The following is a 14,818-nucleotide window of genomic DNA, read 5'->3' as shown; positions in this document are numbered from 1 at the left end:
CGCAGGTGACCCGATGGAACGGCCTCGCCGCAGGGTCCCGCCGCGAGCGTGCGAGTGGTGGGGGGCGGCGAGGTCCTTCTACTTCATCCACCGGTCGTGACGGACGCCAGGGCGTTGGTGACCGCGGCGACGATCGCCTCGCGGAACGGGATGAGGATGGCCAGCACCAGCGCCGCCGTCATCACCGTGATCATCACCCAGCCGGGCACGTCCCCCTGCTCGGGATCGTCCCCGCGCAGGCGGTCGGCCAGTGCGGCCAGCGCCGCCAGGACCCCCGTGAACGTCGGCATGCTGCGTCCTCCCTGTCGTGTCCGCCGGCTCATCGGGCCAGCGAGACGATGCTGATCAAGCCGGGGTAGAGCGCGAACAGGACGGTCACCGGCAGCACCAGGAAGACGACCGGAACCATCATCGCGATCTCCTTGCGGCCGCCGGCCTCGAGCAGCCGGCGCTTGCCGGCCTCGCGCACGTCCGCGGCCTGCGCGCGCAGCACCTCGGCCAGCGGCGTGCCGCGCTCCAGGGCCACGAGCAGCCCGTCGACGAACCGGGCCAGCGGGTCCAGCGAGGTGCGGTCGGCGACCTGCTGCAGCGCGTCGGCCAGCGGCACCCCAGCGCGGGCCCGGCCCAGGGCCGCACCCAGCTCGCCGGCGAGCTCACCACCGGACAGCCGGGTCACCCGGGCGATCGCCGCGGTCGGGCTCTCCCCCGCCGTCACCGCCAGCGCCAGCAGCTCGGCCACCACGGGGAACTCCGCGAGCAGCAGCTCCTCGCGCCACTGCACCTGCTGGGTCAGCCACCAGTCCCGCCCGAGCACGCCACCGACCAGCCCGGCCACGCACAGCAGCGCCACCGACAGCACGTTGACGTCCCCGGCCAGCAGTGAACCAACCGTCGCCAGCAGCGCCGCGCCCAGCAGCCCGAGGCCACCCCACACCACCTGCTCGACGCGGAAGTCCTCCACGCCGGCGTCGCTGCCCAGCGCGTCGAGCCGGCGCCGCACCGCCGTGCGGCCGCCGAGCACCCGGTCGACGAAGCGGGCGCCGTCGGCGACCACCGGCCCGAACAGCCGCCGGACGGCAGTGAGCAGCCCGGTCTCGGTGGCGGTGCCGAGCAGCCGGGACGGCGGCGGGGTGTCGTGCACGTAGGGCGCCAGCCGGTCGACCAGGCGCACCGACCGGAACGGCGGCGCGAAGGTGACCACGAGCAGCACGCCGGCCGCCGCGGCCAGACCGAGCAACATCCCGGCGAGCGTCGCGTTCACTGCAGCACCCGCACGTCCTGCGGAAGCCGGCCGATCCGCAGCATCAGCCGGTAGGAGGCCAGGCAGACCGCCGCGCCGCCGAGCAGGATCGCCGTCCCCAGCTGGGAGTCGTAGGCCTTCAGCGTCGCGGACTGGGTGGCCAGCAGGAGCAGCACCACCCACGGCGCGGCGACGGCCAGCCGCGCGGCCTGCACCACCCAGCCCTGCCGGGTCTCCAGCTCCGCGCGGGCGCGGGCGTCCTCGCGCAGGAACGAGGAGAGGGTCCGCAGCACCCGGCCCAGGTCGCTGCCGCCGACCTCGCGGGCCACCCGCAGCGTCTCGACGATCCGGTCCCCGACCGGGTCGGCCAGGTCGTCCTTGAGCCGGTCGAGACCGGTCCCGAAACGCCCGCTGGAGCGGTACTCCGCGGCGAACCGGGCGAACGGCGGCCGCAGCACCTCCGGCCCGCGGGTCGACAGCGCCGACAGCGCCTCGGGCAGCGACAGCCCGGCCCGGACGGCAGAGGCGAGGTTGTCCACGACCTCCGGCCACACCTCGCGCAGGTCCGCCCGTCGCTTGACCGCCAGCCGGCGCACCTGCACGACGGGCAACGCCGCGGCGAAGGCGCCGAACAACAGGCTGACGGTGACCGTGCCGGTGGTGAGCAGGACGACGACCGCGACGAGCATGCCCAGCCCCACCTGCAGCGCGGTCAGCTGAGCGGCGTTGATGCCGGTGAGGCCGGCCGCGGCCAGGTTCTGCTGCCGCCGCGACGGCGTGCGGGAGCGGTCCCGGCGCTGCGGGGCGCGCGGGCCGCTGCGCCAGACCAGCAGCAGGCCGACGCCGAGCAGCAACCCGAGCAGGGCGCCGGTCACGCGGCCGCCTCGCCGGCGCCCGTCAGCCCCGTGCCCGACGGTGCTCGGTCCATGCGTGACCTCGCGAGCTCGGTCACGACCCCCACCGGGCGTCGTCGAGCAGGGCGGGGAGGTCGAAGCCGGAGGCGGCGAAGCGCTCGGGGTGCGGCGGGTAGCCGGAGCTGCGGACCAGCCGGCCGTCGCGGGTGCTGAAGACGTCGGCGAGCTCGATGACGCCGTCCTCGGCGCGGCCCGGGACGGCGACGATCTCGCGCACCCGGCGGCGTCCGTCCGGGTCGCTGCCGACGTGCACGACCAGGTCGACACTGGCGGCCACCGTGGGGACGACGAAGGCGTGGCCGATGTTCTCGCCGGCCAGCAGCGGCAAGGTGCACATCTTCGTGATCGCCTCGCGGGCGCTGTTGGCGTGCAACGTGCACATGCCCGGCAGCCCGGAGTTCAGCGCGATGAGCAGGTCGAGGCACTCCTCCTGCCGCACCTCGCCGACCACGATGCGGGAGGGGCGCATCCGCAGCGCCTCCTTGACCAGGCGGCGCAGCGGGATCTCCCCGGCGCCCTCGAGGTTGGGCTGGCGGGTCTGCATCGCGACGACGTCGGGGAGCGGCACGCGCAGCTCGAAGACCTCCTCGCAGGTGATGACCCGCTCGCGCGCCGGGATCGCGGCGCACAGGCAGTTCAGCAACGTGAAATGTGCGGGGCGGCGTGAGTTACGTGGCGTGGTCAGGTAGATCGGTGCCCCGATCTAGCCTGGCGCGGTGCCCGTCGCCCCCCGATTCGCCCTCGGCTTCTTCAAGAACTACCTCGCCCTGCTGGACGACATCGACTCCGACAGCCCGTCACGAGACCCGGAGCTGATTGCTGCCGACATCATGCGGGCGCAGCCAACCCTTCGGCGGGTCTTGCAGGACTGCGGGGAGTGGCTGCGAGCCACCGGCAAGACACCGGGCGGCCGCGTCGAGCACCGCGAGGCCATCCTGCGCGCCCAGGGGGTACTCCGCGACCGTGACGCGGTGGAGCGAGCGTTCGCCCCGGCAGGACCACAGTTCCCCGCCAGCGGCTTCCATTCGTGGGTCTGGGAGACGGCTGCACCCCTGTGGACCACGAAGCACTACCGGCAGGCCGTGGCCGCCGCAGCCGGGAACCTCAGCCTCAAGGTGCAGAGCAAGCTAGACCGCTGGGACGTGGCCGACCACGCCCTGATGACGGAGGCGCTGAGCGAGAAGCCGCCCGCGCCCGGCAAGCCCCGTCTGCGAGTCCCGGCTACACCGGGGCGGCCATTCGAGGAGGCGCTGCAGGGCGGGACGCTCTTCTTCGCCAGAGGGGTCTTCTCGCTACTACGGAATCCGGCGACCCACAACGTGACGGAGGAGTGGGAAGAGCAGCGGGCGCTGGAGGCGCTGGCGGCCCTCAGCGTCCTGGCACGCGTGCTGGACGCGGCAACCGTGGAGGCGGCTGACTAACAGTGCGTCCGGAGACTGTCAGCTAGACATAGGAGCCGCTTCTTGCCCAGTTGGGCCCACGGCACGGAAGCGGCCTCAGACATGCGTCAAGCCCCCCTCCCGATGCGGGAGAGGGGCTCGACGGAGGGGCTTGGTCAGCCCTGGAGGCCAGCGACCTGCTTGGCCAGACCCGACTTGCGGTTGGCGGCCTGGTTCTTGTGGATGACGCCCTTGCTGGCGGCCTTGTCCAGCTGCTTGGCAGCGGCCTGGAAGGCGGTGGCTGCAGCGGCGGCGTCGCCGGACTCGGCGGCGGTGCGCACGCGCCGGACGGCCGTCTTCAACGCGGACCGGACGGCCACGTTGCGCTGACGCGCCCTCTCGTTGGTCTTGATCCGCTTCATCTGGGACTTGATGTTCGCCACGCGTGCGCCTCGGTGTCTCGCTGGAAGGAGTCTGACAATGCGTCCGGACACGCGGGTTCGACAGCCTGCGATCATGGACTGGTCCATGAAGATATCAGCGTCGGCCGACTGGTTCTGAAGGCGTCATCACAGTGAGTGGGCGAAACCTCCTCGGGCCGCTACTCCGGATCCGCCCCTGCCCTAGCGTCACGCCGTGCCATACCCGCCACGTCCCCAGCTGCGGGCGCTGCCCGAGCTCGCCGGCTCGGCGAAGCCGCGACCCGACGGAGCTGTGCAGGCCCGAGTCGAGCGCTTCATCCTCGACGGCTATGCAAGTGGAGGTTCCCTGCGTGAGCTGGCCGAGCTGACTGACCGTTCTTCTCAGCCGTCCGCAACATCCTCGACAGGAACGGGGTCACGCAACGACGGACTGGAGCCACGACGATGCAGCCGGGCACCGGCCAGTCGCCGCCGCCGTCGGGTTCCTCACCGCAGCCCTGTCCGATGAGGCACGCCGAGGCGGCGCAAGACTAGATGAGCGCACCGAGGGCGTCTGGCGTTTCTAGGGCCTCTGGTGTTGCGCTCCCTTCGCCTGGCAGGCCCGTCGGCGCGACGGTCGTAGCCTCCAGAAACCTCCGGCGCAGGTCGTCCGGGATGCGCCCGCGGTCAGGAACCTCAATCCCCTGCCGTATCGCCCACGCGCGGATGGTTGCAGGACGGGCGGGCCGCTCGACCGGTGGTCGGCCACGGGTGCTCTGGACGGGCTGCAGCGCGCTCTCATCGCTCATCAGTCGCTTATTGGAGGCGTCAACCTGGTCGCCATCGATTTCAAAGCCTACATACGACATGCCAAGACGGCGGGCTGCTACCCCAGTGGTGCCGGACCCACTGAACGGATCGAACGCGATCACGTCCTCGCCTGTGGTCCCGTACGCCTCAAGGCAACGCTTGGGCAACTCCAGTGGGAAGCGGGAGTAGTGCGCCAAGCCGTCGATCTTCTCGTTTGGGAATTCCCATACCGAACCCACAGGCGGTGACGTGCGGAACGAGTGTCGCTCATCCCGGGCGAAGAGGTAGATGGACTCATGCTGGCGGTGTGGACGGCGGCAGCGCCCCTCCGGCATAGGATTGCGCTTCTTCCAGATGACTTCGCCGCGTGACAGCCAACCGTCATCCTGCATGCCCAAGACCAGGCGGTAGGGCAAGCCCAGCATGTTGCCGTACGTGAGCCAAGGCGTCTCCTTCTCGATGAAGGCCCGACGCTTATGGCGTGGCTTGACGTAGGCGGAGTTGTCCGGGTTCAGGCCCGCAGCGTCTGGTCCAAGCGTGCTGTAGGTCCTATCCGCCTCCCGCCAGTTGACCGGGGTGTTGAAGGCGTCGCCGATGTTGATCCACAGCAAGCCACTGGGCTTCACCTTCGTTAGTAGGCTGCCGAAGAGCTCCCGCAGCCCTTCGACGTACTCGCGGGGATCCTCCTCCACGCCGGTCCCCTCAGACATGCGCTGACCCCAGTAGGGCGGCGATGTCACCACCACGTCCAGGGACTCGTCCGGGAGGTCCAAGATCAGCTTGCGGCTGTCGCCCTTGGTCACCCGGTTGAGGGGAAACGGCCCCAGTGACGATTGCCCCATCCCGATTGACCCCCTGTAAGCGCTCGGCTGCGACGGCAACACGCTAGGCAAGTCGTCCGCCTGCTGACGTGAGGACACGCTACGGGCCCGCTGTGACACTCCAGAGTTGAGACAGCCTGGTCCCGAGTCCAGCCTCAAGTTACCGTCGGCTACCGTGCACCCCGGTATGCGTAAGCTCTTCGCCCAGCTCAGGCAGCTCCGCGAGGATGCCGGCCTGTCGTACGCGGAGGCCGAGGAACTACTCGTGGTCGGGCCTGGCTGGGTCCGCAGGCTTGAGGCGGGCGAGATCGAGCCGAGCCTGAACACCCTGGCCGCCGTTGTAAGCGCGTACGGCAGCGACCTACCCACGCTGTTCGAGGGCTTCGAGCTGGGTGACGACAACATCACCATTGACCGCCACCTGTCAGCCGTGGAGGTCGGCAGCAACCTCCACCTGACGTTCCCGATGGGAGCGCATCGCGCCGAGGTGGTCTTTGAAGACGCCAGCGTGGAGGACCTGAACGACGTCGTCCGCGCGCTCCGCGATGAACTGGCTGTCGGCCGCAAGCGGGAGGCCGTGGTCGCCTGCTTCTTGGAAGCGGTCCGACGATGGCCTCACATCAACCCCTCCGACATCTGGTACTTCCTGGTGAGCCACGCTTACCAGGACAATTTCAACCACCCCGCGAGCCAGGACGGACGAGACTGGGGACAGTCCTGGCGTCGTGCTGGCGGGTGGGGACTTGAAGCCGTGCTTCTGCAGCACTACAACCCGTACCTGCGGACCATCGGCATGCATCTGGAAATGCCTGAACCGGATCGCAAGCGCGACCTCCTGAGCCAGATGGGAGTCGTCGACGTAGCCGGCTCGGATAAGGCTGATGTGATCGCGGTCGGTCATCTGCGCAACCGCCACGAGGCCTTCGGTGTGATTCACGTCAAGGCAAGTTTCGCTGAGCGGAGGACTGACGACGTCCCCCTCAGCCAGCAACTCATCGCCCGAGGCTACGCATCTCCGCTCGTCACCATGGACTGCAAGGCGACACCGAGCCCTAACCCGCTCAACCGTGGCGAGCTCGGACCCGCACAGGGCGGTGACGAAAGGGTGAGTGCGAAGCGTCTGGATATCGAACGCGACCGCAAGTTCGATGCCTGCTTCAGCTACAACACAAATACGATTTCCACCCCGGAAGGGCAGCGGGCCTCGGCTCGTATCCACGTCTGCGACTTCAGCGACCCAGACGACGTGTTCTCCGCCTACCTGCTGCGCAAGTGGAGGGATCGCCAAGGGCTGACCTGACCTGGAAGGCTGCGCAGCATGAAGGCCGATGACGCGGTCGCCGCACTCGTCGCTCGATGCCGTCCCCTGCTGGGGGACCTGCGGCAGCTGGCCACCCCGCCGACGTACCCGGACAGCTTGGCCCTCTGCGTCATCGAAGCGGTTCAGTCCCCCGGGATCTCGCACTCGGTCGTTGAAGCCGTCGTCGGCCGCTACCGCGCGTACCGCGCGACCTCGGGCGGCAACGCTGACACGGACGGAGCCGTGGAACTGCTGGCAAGCTTCAGGGACTTGGGCACAGAGGGGTGGATGAAGCAGATCGGCACCCGCAACAGGACGCCTCCGCGGCCGGGGGCCCCCTTCAAAGCCGAGGTCATCGAGCGGGCGGCCAGCGTCCTGGTTGAGCTGGGTGCCGCCAGCACCGCCGAGGTACGGGTCGCTGCCGAGGATCCAGCCAAGCTAGCCGAGTTACATGCAGGCTGGTCTGCGGTGGTTGGCCGTGGCACGGGGGCGACCTGGCACTACTTACTGATTCTGGCTGGGGTCCCAGGTGTGAAGCCGGATCGCCTGATCGCCAGGTTTGTATCAGATGCCACTGGAGTGCCAAGCCGCCTATTGGAGACTGCAGCGGCCGGACGCTTGTTGGAGCTTGCAGCGACGGAGTTGGGCGTGTCCTCGGCGATTCTCGACTTCCACGTATGGGATTGGCAGAGGCGACTCCGCTAGTTCACGGCATCGGTTCCCGCACAACTGCTGTGAGACCCAGGCGGCGGCGGGGTGCGTAGTTGAACCACAGAGGCAAGTGCACATCTGTGTCTAGCGGGGCGTGGGGTCGCGGCGGCCGGGCACGAGGACTATGAGGTGACCCGGTCGCCGCGAGTCATCGGGCGGCGGTGTCCCGCGCGGTCAGCCCCAGACGTTGCGGCGGGTGGGGCCGATGCCGCCGTGGTCGCAGGACACCGCCCGGTCCCGGGCCAGCGCGCCGCGCGCCTCGTCGTCGGTCATGCCCGCGTACCTCTCCCGCAGGGCATAGGCCGCAGCCGTGGTCTCGGCGGCGGCCATCGCCGGGCGCACCGGCGCGGGCACGTCCAGCAGCGCCTTCGGGTCGATGCCGGACGCGGTGAACGGCGGCGGCTCCCAGGCCGGCTCGGGCTTCGGTGCGGGGAAGGCCGCCCGGTGCGCGACGGCACGCTGGTGGTCCTGCACGGCGGCGGCGGTCAGCACGTCGGACGGGGTGATCGCACCGCCGGTGCCGGTGCCCTTCACCCGGGACAGGAAGACACCACGCGTGTTGGCCAGCGTCCGCACGTCCGGGTCAGAGACACCCACCCGCGTGTTCGCGGAGACGACGGCGGGGTCGACGGCCAGACGGCCCCCGGTGGTCAGCGACCGGGACTCGGTGGGCACCCCAGCCAGGTGGGACGTGCCCGCCCGGTAGTCCCGCCGCGCGGCTACCGCACGCACGTCGTCCTCGGTGATCTGACAGCCGGGGCCGCTGCCCGCGACGCCGGCGAGGCTGATGCCCAGCGCGGAGGCCAGCCGCGTGGCTGCCGCCGTGGGTGCGGGGCGGGCGATGCGGCCGGTCACCGGACGGCCCCACTCGCGATTGCACGGGCGTAGGCCAGCCGCAGGTCGATGTCGCGCTCGGCGGCGCGCCGTTCAGCCTCCTCAGACCGCTGGCGGGCAGCGGCCAGGTCGGCGGCTACGTCCTGCGGGGTCCGCAGGTGTAGCCCGGCGCGGCGGTGCGCATCCACGAACAACGGCTCGATAGCCCGCTGTGCCCGCAGCTCGGGGCTGTCAATGTCGTCCTGGGGCCGCGCCAGGGCAGCGGCTTCGTCGACCGTGGGGATCGTCCTCATGCTGCGGTGCTCCTCTCGCGGGCCGCGCGCTCCACATCGGCCCGGTCCAACTCCCAGGACCCGCCCCGCTTCTGTGCGGCGAGCCGTCCGGCGGCGGCCAGCTTCCGCACCATGCGGACGCTGACCCCCAGCAGACGCGCGGCCGTCTCAACATCCACCCGCTCCGCCGCCTCCCACGATGGCGAGGGGTCCGCCTCCGGTAGTGCCGCAGTACCGGTCGCGGCACTCGCGGCGGCCTGGTGGTCCGCTAAGGCGCGCTCGAGGTCCACCATCAGGCGGAGCACCCGGGGCGGCACCGCCTGACCCTGGCCGCGCATGCGTCGCTCGACTGCCTGCAAGGCCCGCAGGACGTCGAGGATCGACTGGCGGGACGACAGCAGGACCGCGCCGGGCATGGTCACCGCGTAGGTGTCGGCGGCGGCCACGGTGGGCCATCGGCGGTCCGGGTCGGTCAGCGTCACCGGGTCACCCCAGGACGCACCGACAGCCCGCCGTCGCAGCCCGAGCCGGCCCGAAGGTCACAGCCGGTCATCGGGGGCCTCGATTCGTCCCTCCGGACGACTGGGGGGTAATGAGGGACTCAGCGGCGGGAGTGCCGACCCACCCCGATCCCAATTTTCGGGGGGGCTGCCTGCGGCGCTGGTGTGCGCGGTCACTGCGGCCCGAGCCAGTCGCGGGTCCACCAGGGCGGCGCGGGGATGCCCAGGGACTCGTTCAGGGACCAGGGGCCGTCGGTGCCGTTGCCTCGGCGTGCGCGGTCTTCGTGGCTGACCTCGCCTGTGCGGCCGTAGCGGGTGCCGTCACCTCGGGACCTGTTGCACGTGGCCAGCAGTAGGCGGTCCGCACGCATGCCTCCCTGCGAGCGTGCGAGTGTGTGGTCGGCTTCGAGTGGAAGTCCGTCAGCGTTCAGCGCGGCGTCGCGGTACATCGGAAGCGCGTGGCCTGCGCGTCGGCACAGACACGACGGTCCGCATGCGTCTTCGGCCAGACACGGGCACGGCGTTCCGTCGATGTGCCGAGCGATCAGCCGCTTCCGGTTGCGTACGTGCTCGTATCCGAGGCCGCGTTCGGTTCGTGTCTGCATCGCGCTGGCGCTGCGTCGTTTGCTCGACGGTGGGTTTTTGCTCACGTGTCTGCCTGCCCTTGTGTGTGCGTGCCTGTGCCCGCGCTGCTGCGGGAGTGCGGGGCTGGAGCGGGCTGGCGCTGGTCCTGCGGGGTTGGCAGAGCAGAGCGCGGGGGTCCCGTGGGCGCGCGGCCCTGGGCCGCGTGGGCGTGTGCGGAGCCGCTACCACGTCGTCCCCGACGTCGGCCCATCGCGGTGTCTCTGGTGTGAGCGGCCCAAGCGCCCCGACGTCTGACGACAGCGGGCCACTTGGGGCGTTCGCCTAGGTCGGCGCGGGGAGGCACGCGGGAGGGGACGCCGGGGGTGGACGTCATCGCCGGCTCCCTACCGGGTTTCTCCAGGCGTCCAGTTCCAGCGCCGCCGGTGGTCATCGCGCGGTCTCCATCGAGGGCGAGGTGGCGCGGTCGTCCACGGGCCGCAGGTGCCGGACGGGCGCGGTGTGGCGGTCAGCCAGCCCCAGCTCGGCCAGCAGCTCGGCGCGCAGGTCCTCGCGGATCTCGTCCTTCAGGCGGTTGATCTCGGCGTTGGCGCGGGCCAGATCGGTCAGGTTCACGGTGTCGTTCTCCTCGGTGGTGGGGGTGGCGCTGGTGGTGGCCCGCTGGTGCGGGACGTGCACGGGCAGACCGCTGGCGGCGAGCATGGGGTTTGCCGGGTGGGTGCACAGGCTGTGATCGCCCCGGCCGTGCAGCCGGTGTCGGCGCTGCCGCTCGCGGTCCTGCTGGCGCTTCCGGTCGGCGGCGTCGGCGTCTGTCACGCTCGCTGTCACGCTCGTGTCACGCCGATTCAGGGGCACATAGCTCTGTGCGCGAGGGGCACATAGCCCTGTCTTCGGGGGTGTACGTGCCCCTGCGAGCGTGGCGGGCGACGGCAGGCGGTACAGGGCGGCTCGCCGCCGTCGGACGTCCCCGGCGCGCTCGCGGGTCAGCAGCCCCTCCCCATCCGACTTCGCGAGCGCGTGGCGCACGGCCTTCTGCGTCAGGCCGGTGCGGGCCACAAGCTCGTGGAGCGGGAGCGCCGGGCGGGTCGTGCCGTGCTGCTCGGCCAGGTCGCAGGCGGCGGCGAGGACGGCCCGCTGGCTGGCCGCGATGTCGACATCGGCGTCGGCCACGAACTCGCGGACGCCGGCGATGCGGACGGCCACCTCGGCGTCGGTGGGCAGCGGGTGCGCCTTCACGAACTTCTCGGCGTTGTCCCAGACCTTGCCGAGGAGCTGGCGGTAGGCGCGGGTGCTGCGCTCCTTGCGGCCACCGGCCCGCCGCGCTTGTCGACCGAGGCTGCTGGCGGCCTCATCGAGGAAGCTGGTCCACCGGGCGAAGTCGTACCCGGCCTGCATGGCGCTGATGGCGGTGCTGTTGAGGGCCTTCCAGACGCGCCGGTCGTACTCGGCCCCGTAGTCGTCGGCCACGTCAGCGCCGTCGCGGATCAGGTCGACGTACGTCCCGCCCAGCGCCCGCTCGCGGCCGGTCACCGCTCCGCGCCTCGGTCCCGCAGGGTTTGCCGGAGGACGGCCTCGGCCACGCGCCGTGGCACCCCGGCGGCCTCCGCTGCTGCGGTCAGCGCCGCGATGACGGCCACCCGGTCGGCTCCGTCCTCGACCGCCGCGCGGCCGTCGTAGGCGGCCGAGCACAGTCGGTCGAGCGGCAGGCGGTCACGGCCGTCGATGACGTAGGCGACGAGCGCGGCCAGCCGCCCGGAACTGTCAGCCCCGGCCGTATCGTCGGACGTCGAGGCGGTCAGCTTGGCGGCGGCGGTCTCCCTGGTATCGGCCCGGTCTTCCGTCGAGAGCGGAGGCCGGGCCGCGCCGTTCCAGGTCACGTCTGCTCACCCCCGCCCGGCTGGCGCAGGACGACGACGCGGCCGTCCGCGTGCTGGTGCAGAAGTTGGCGAGCGAGCAGGCCGTTGACGGCGGCGTCGACGTCTTCTCGGGGTAGACACACGCACGCGGCCACCCGGGCCAGGTCCAGCCGCGCGCCGCTGCGGGCGCGCCCCACGTCCCGCAGGTGACCGAGCACGAGGCGCTCGGCGGCGGATAGGCCCACGGTCGAGGGCAGCTGACTCGTGCGGCCGCTCACCGGGTGCCCCCGGCAGGGTCGTGCAGCAGTGCGGCCAGCTCTCGGCGCTGGGGGTCGGTCAGAGGCGGAGCGGCATCGACGGTCTCCCGGATGGCCTTGGCGAGGCGCTCGGCGCGCAGCCTGCGCCGGGCGTCCAGCAGCTCGGGGTCATCGGAGGCTCGGTCACGAGACAGCGCGGCGACACGGGCGCGGTGATGTGTCCAGGACACGGGGGGTACTCCCAGGGCAGGCGAGATCGCCTCCCCACCAAGGAGCTGAGATCGCAGACGTGCTGCCCCTGCGCCGAGCTCACCGCGCTAGCGGCTACCTAGACAGGCTAGCTGCCAGGTATGACAGCTCCACGTGCGTGAACCCGGCCGCGCGCAACTTCCGTGCGACTTCCCGGCCGTTCAGCGTCTCCCAGGACACCGCCACGTCCAGATGGCAGGCAGGGCACCTGAACCGGTTCTTCGTGCCACCGTCCGGCCGCATCTCGCGCATAGCCCCCCGGCCGGGTCCCACTGTCGCGCCCGCGTGCAGGGTCAGTGCCTCTACGTCCTCGGCGGTCAGCCGCCCGCCGGACTCGGGCGCGAAGTCCTCCGGCCCGATGGACGGCCGCAGGTCCTCCTCGCGGTGACCGAGGGTCCCGATCAGCACCCTGCGATGGCCTCGGCTGCACACCACCTTGACCACGTCGCTCACGCCTTCCACGTCCTCTCCACGCACTCGGGGTCGAAGTCCCGCGCCCCCTGGCGGGTGCGGTGCAGCCGGATGTCGAGGAGCAGGGCCACCACGGCGCGGCGGCGGGACAGCGGCAGCCGCTCCCACAGATCGCGGACCTTCGGGTTGCCCGCCAGCCCGGCCAGCAGCGGCGCACTGTCCACGGTCCGCAGTCGCTTCTCGACCTCCGCGAGCTGGGGGCGCAACCGGGCGGTGATGCGCTCGAGCTGGCGGCCGTCGATGGCCCCGTCCGCGTACTGGTCGGCGGCGTCGTCCAGCCGCCCCCGCAGCTCCTCGGCCTCGGCCAGCGCCGCCCGCTGGTCCGGGGTGTCGCCGGTGGTGAAAAGGTCCACGGCGTCCGGCCGGGCCAGCCGCTCCACCACGATGCCGTTGATCAGGTCGTCCAGGTCAGCCTGCTTGCGCATCACGCAGCGCCGCTCTGAGCAGCCGTAAGAGTCCACGCCACGGTTGCGGGCCATGCGCAGCGTCGCGCCGCAGACGCCGCAGCGGGCGATGCCCGAGAGCAGGTGCTTGGCGGCCGTGCCGGTCCCCGTCTTCCGCGTCGGGTCGGTCAGGGCGGCCCGTAGCTGCTCCCACCGTCCCCGGTCCAGGATCGCCTCCCACGCGCCGTCCCCCACGGCCTCGCCTCGATGGACGCGCAGCCCGGCGTTCCGCTCTCGCAGCACCAGCGCCCGCACCATCCCCTTGGCCCACGGCTTGCCGGTCGGCGACGGCACCCCGTCCTCGTTGAGGTGGGCGGTCACCGCCCGCAGGGACTCCCCGGACAGCAGGGCGTCAGCGATGCGGCGGACCACGGCGGCCTCGGCGGGCACGACGACCTCGCGCACGGTGCCCTCCGGCGCGTACTCCCGGGTCCACCCGTAGGCCCGGCGGCCGTGGGACCGCCCGGCGGTGGCGTTCTGCTCCAAGGCCCGCCTCACCCTCTCGCTCTTGTGCTCGGACTCGTGCCGCGCCACCGCGCCCAGCATGCGGGCGTGCAGCCGCCCGTTCGCGGTGGACAGGTCCCACTCCCCCGCCTGCACGGTGTGGACGGCCACCCCGGCCCCCTCGACCGCGCCGATGAACGTCTCCAGCTCGGCGGGGCTGCGGTGCAGCCGGTCCGGGTCCCACGCGACCACCACATCGACCTCGCCGGCCTCGACCGCGCTCATGAGGGCGGCGTACTGCGGCCGGGGCTTGCCGCTGTAGGCGCTGATGTCGTTGTCGGTGTAGGTGCCAACCACCTGCCAGCCGTTGCGGCCAGCGAGTTCGTGGCAGTCCTGACGCTGGCGCTCGACGCCCAAGGCAAGGCCGCGCGGATCTGAGGAGATGCGGCAGTAGACGACGGCGCGGGGGGCGTCAGCGGTGCGGGCGGTGCGACGGCTGCGAGCGTTTGCCCTGGTCAGCGAGGTGGTCACGCCTCCACGCTACGCCCAACCTCTGTCAGTTCGTACAGTTCAGCAGGGTGGTCTTGCCGGCCTGGGTGCCGCCGGCGACCAGCACGTTGAGCCCGGAGACGACGGCGGCCTCGAGGAACCGCGCCGCCTGCGGGGTGAGCGTGCCCAGCGCGACCAGCTCGTCCAGCGAGTGCGCCTGCAGCACGAACTTGCGGATGTTGACCGCCATGTGCCGGCGGGTGATGTCCGGGATGACCACGTGCAGCCGCGACCCATCGGGCATCGTCGCGTCGACGAACGGCGTGGACATGTCGATCCGCCGCCCCGAGGTGCGCAGCATCCGCTCCACCAGGTCGGCCAGCTCACCCGGCGCCAGGATCGTCGTCGTCAGCTCACTGCGCCCCCGCCGGGCCACGAACACCCGGCCCGGCTCGTTGACCCAGATCTCCTCGACCTCCGGGTCGTCCAGCCACCGCTGCAGCGGACCGAACCCGGCCACCCGGTCCAGCACGTCGCGGACCACCGCGTCGGGGTCGCCGATCGGCGGCAGCGCCGAGGTCAGCGACCGCTCGGAGTAGTCGGCCACCACGTCACGCACCAGCAGCCGGACCGGCCCGGGATCGGTGAACGGGTCCAGCCCACGCCGGCGGATCAGCTCCCGCACCTCGCCGTCGACGACCTCCAGCGCACTGGTCGGCACGGCACCCCCGTCGTCACGCTCGGTCAGGACGACGACGGACAGTAGGCGGGCGAGCCGGTCCGCGAGCCGGCGTCGCCAAGATCTGTGGACGGCCGACGCCCAGCCCCACCCGGTCGGGTGTCAC

General features: G+C 71.6%; 19 protein-coding genes. 3 read left to right on the top strand and 16 right to left on the bottom strand.

Going from position 1 to position 14,818, the window contains the following annotated elements; all coding sequences use genetic code 11:
* Positions 1 to 83: 83 nt before the first annotated feature.
* From BMW27_RS09945 to BMW27_RS09930, 4 genes are all read right to left on the bottom strand, one after another.
* Positions 84 to 290 carry a hypothetical protein gene (locus BMW27_RS09945; protein WP_091443217.1) on the bottom strand — a complete coding sequence of 69 codons (207 nt, stop codon included), beginning with the start codon at positions 288 to 290 and terminating at the stop codon, positions 84 to 86.
* Between the two features lie 29 nt (positions 291 to 319).
* A complete protein-coding gene (locus BMW27_RS09940) occupies positions 320 to 1,261 on the bottom strand; it encodes a type II secretion system F family protein (protein WP_245743455.1) in 942 nt (313 codons plus the stop codon).
* Complete coding sequence (locus BMW27_RS09935; RefSeq protein WP_091443213.1) at positions 1,258 to 2,115, bottom strand: type II secretion system F family protein; 858 nt, start codon at positions 2,113 to 2,115, stop codon at positions 1,258 to 1,260. The genes BMW27_RS09940 and BMW27_RS09935 overlap by 4 nt, the downstream gene beginning before the upstream one ends.
* A gap of 73 nt (positions 2,116 to 2,188) precedes the next feature.
* A complete protein-coding gene (locus BMW27_RS09930) occupies positions 2,189 to 2,797 on the bottom strand; it encodes a TadA family conjugal transfer-associated ATPase (protein WP_245743454.1) in 609 nt (202 codons plus the stop codon).
* Positions 2,798 to 2,870: 73 nt separating this feature from the next.
* Here BMW27_RS09930 and BMW27_RS09925 point away from each other — a divergent pair, with 73 nt between their 5' ends.
* Positions 2,871 to 3,575: a TIGR02391 family protein gene (locus tag BMW27_RS09925; RefSeq protein ID WP_091443211.1), complete on the top strand. Its 705-nt coding sequence runs from the start codon at positions 2,871 to 2,873 to the stop codon at positions 3,573 to 3,575.
* Between the two features lie 134 nt (positions 3,576 to 3,709).
* Here the strand turns inward: BMW27_RS09925 and rpsT are convergent, their stop codons facing one another.
* Together rpsT and BMW27_RS09910 are read right to left on the bottom strand one after the other, a co-directional pair.
* The gene (gene rpsT, locus BMW27_RS09920) at positions 3,710 to 3,976 is read right to left on the bottom strand and encodes a 30S ribosomal protein S20 (RefSeq protein ID WP_091443208.1); all 267 of its coding nucleotides are present in this window, start codon (positions 3,974 to 3,976) and stop codon (positions 3,710 to 3,712) included.
* A gap of 509 nt (positions 3,977 to 4,485) precedes the next feature.
* Positions 4,486 to 5,547: a DNA methyltransferase gene (locus BMW27_RS09910; RefSeq protein ID WP_175486460.1), complete on the bottom strand. Its 1,062-nt coding sequence runs from the start codon at positions 5,545 to 5,547 to the stop codon at positions 4,486 to 4,488.
* A 205-nt stretch (positions 5,548 to 5,752) separates the two neighbouring features.
* Here BMW27_RS09910 and BMW27_RS09905 point away from each other — a divergent pair, with 205 nt between their 5' ends.
* Positions 5,753 to 6,865, top strand: coding sequence for a helix-turn-helix domain-containing protein (locus BMW27_RS09905; protein WP_139206868.1), 1,113 nt, complete (start codon positions 5,753 to 5,755; stop codon positions 6,863 to 6,865).
* Positions 6,866 to 6,883: 18 nt separating this feature from the next.
* On the top strand, positions 6,884 to 7,570 hold the full coding sequence (locus BMW27_RS09900; protein WP_091443201.1) for a hypothetical protein: 687 nt from the start codon (positions 6,884 to 6,886) through the stop codon (positions 7,568 to 7,570).
* 180 nt (positions 7,571 to 7,750) lie between these two features.
* Here the strand turns inward: BMW27_RS09900 and BMW27_RS09895 are convergent, their stop codons facing one another.
* From BMW27_RS09895 to BMW27_RS09850, 10 genes are all read right to left on the bottom strand, one after another.
* Complete coding sequence (locus BMW27_RS09895; protein ID WP_091443198.1) at positions 7,751 to 8,431, bottom strand: E3 binding domain-containing protein; 681 nt, start codon at positions 8,429 to 8,431, stop codon at positions 7,751 to 7,753.
* Positions 8,428 to 8,703, bottom strand: a complete 276-nt coding sequence (locus tag BMW27_RS09890; RefSeq protein WP_091443196.1) for a hypothetical protein — start codon at positions 8,701 to 8,703, stop codon at positions 8,428 to 8,430. Before BMW27_RS09890 ends, BMW27_RS09895 begins: the two co-directional genes overlap by 4 nt.
* Entirely contained in the window at positions 8,700 to 9,164 is a 465-nt protein-coding gene (locus tag BMW27_RS09885) for a helix-turn-helix domain-containing protein (protein WP_091443194.1), read from the bottom strand. The genes BMW27_RS09890 and BMW27_RS09885 overlap by 4 nt, the downstream gene beginning before the upstream one ends.
* Positions 9,165 to 10,193: 1,029 nt before the next feature.
* Entirely contained in the window at positions 10,194 to 11,294 is a 1,101-nt protein-coding gene (locus BMW27_RS09880; RefSeq protein ID WP_091443192.1) for a hypothetical protein, read from the bottom strand.
* Positions 11,291 to 11,641, bottom strand: a complete 351-nt coding sequence (locus tag BMW27_RS09875) for a hypothetical protein (RefSeq protein WP_091443190.1) — start codon at positions 11,639 to 11,641, stop codon at positions 11,291 to 11,293. Before BMW27_RS09875 ends, BMW27_RS09880 begins: the two co-directional genes overlap by 4 nt.
* Positions 11,638 to 11,898 carry a hypothetical protein gene (locus tag BMW27_RS09870; RefSeq protein ID WP_091443188.1) on the bottom strand — a complete coding sequence of 87 codons (261 nt, stop codon included), beginning with the start codon at positions 11,896 to 11,898 and terminating at the stop codon, positions 11,638 to 11,640. Before BMW27_RS09870 ends, BMW27_RS09875 begins: the two co-directional genes overlap by 4 nt.
* A complete protein-coding gene (locus tag BMW27_RS09865; RefSeq protein WP_091443186.1) occupies positions 11,895 to 12,107 on the bottom strand; it encodes a hypothetical protein in 213 nt (70 codons plus the stop codon). Before BMW27_RS09865 ends, BMW27_RS09870 begins: the two co-directional genes overlap by 4 nt.
* 94 nt (positions 12,108 to 12,201) lie before the next feature.
* On the bottom strand, positions 12,202 to 12,579 hold the full coding sequence (locus BMW27_RS09860; RefSeq protein WP_091443184.1) for a hypothetical protein: 378 nt from the start codon (positions 12,577 to 12,579) through the stop codon (positions 12,202 to 12,204).
* Positions 12,576 to 14,015, bottom strand: a complete 1,440-nt coding sequence (locus BMW27_RS09855; RefSeq protein WP_091443182.1) for a recombinase family protein — start codon at positions 14,013 to 14,015, stop codon at positions 12,576 to 12,578. The genes BMW27_RS09860 and BMW27_RS09855 overlap by 4 nt, the downstream gene beginning before the upstream one ends.
* Positions 14,016 to 14,040: 25 nt before the next feature.
* Positions 14,041 to 14,694 carry an ATPase, T2SS/T4P/T4SS family gene (locus BMW27_RS09850; protein ID WP_245743452.1) on the bottom strand — a complete coding sequence of 218 codons (654 nt, stop codon included), beginning with the start codon at positions 14,692 to 14,694 and terminating at the stop codon, positions 14,041 to 14,043.
* Positions 14,695 to 14,818: the final 124 nt, after the last annotated feature.

Origin of the sequence: Geodermatophilus poikilotrophus, from assembly GCF_900111455.1 — a bacterium.
In the GTDB taxonomy this organism is placed as follows: domain Bacteria; phylum Actinomycetota; class Actinomycetes; order Mycobacteriales; family Geodermatophilaceae; genus Geodermatophilus; species Geodermatophilus poikilotrophus.
Note: the sequence above shows the minus strand (reverse complement) of the source record. Positions and strands in the feature narration are given on the sequence as shown.

Coding starts and splice junctions, on each gene's coding strand:
- BMW27_RS09945 (WP_091443217.1), bottom strand. CDS start 290: ATGCCGACGTTCACGGGGGTCCTGGCGGCGCTGGCCGCACTGGCCGAC.
- BMW27_RS09905 (WP_139206868.1), top strand. CDS start 5,753: ATGCGTAAGCTCTTCGCCCAGCTCAGGCAGCTCCGCGAGGATGCCGGC.
- BMW27_RS09890 (WP_091443196.1), bottom strand. CDS start 8,703: ATGAGGACGATCCCCACGGTCGACGAAGCCGCTGCCCTGGCGCGGCCC.
- BMW27_RS09900 (WP_091443201.1), top strand. CDS start 6,884: ATGAAGGCCGATGACGCGGTCGCCGCACTCGTCGCTCGATGCCGTCCC.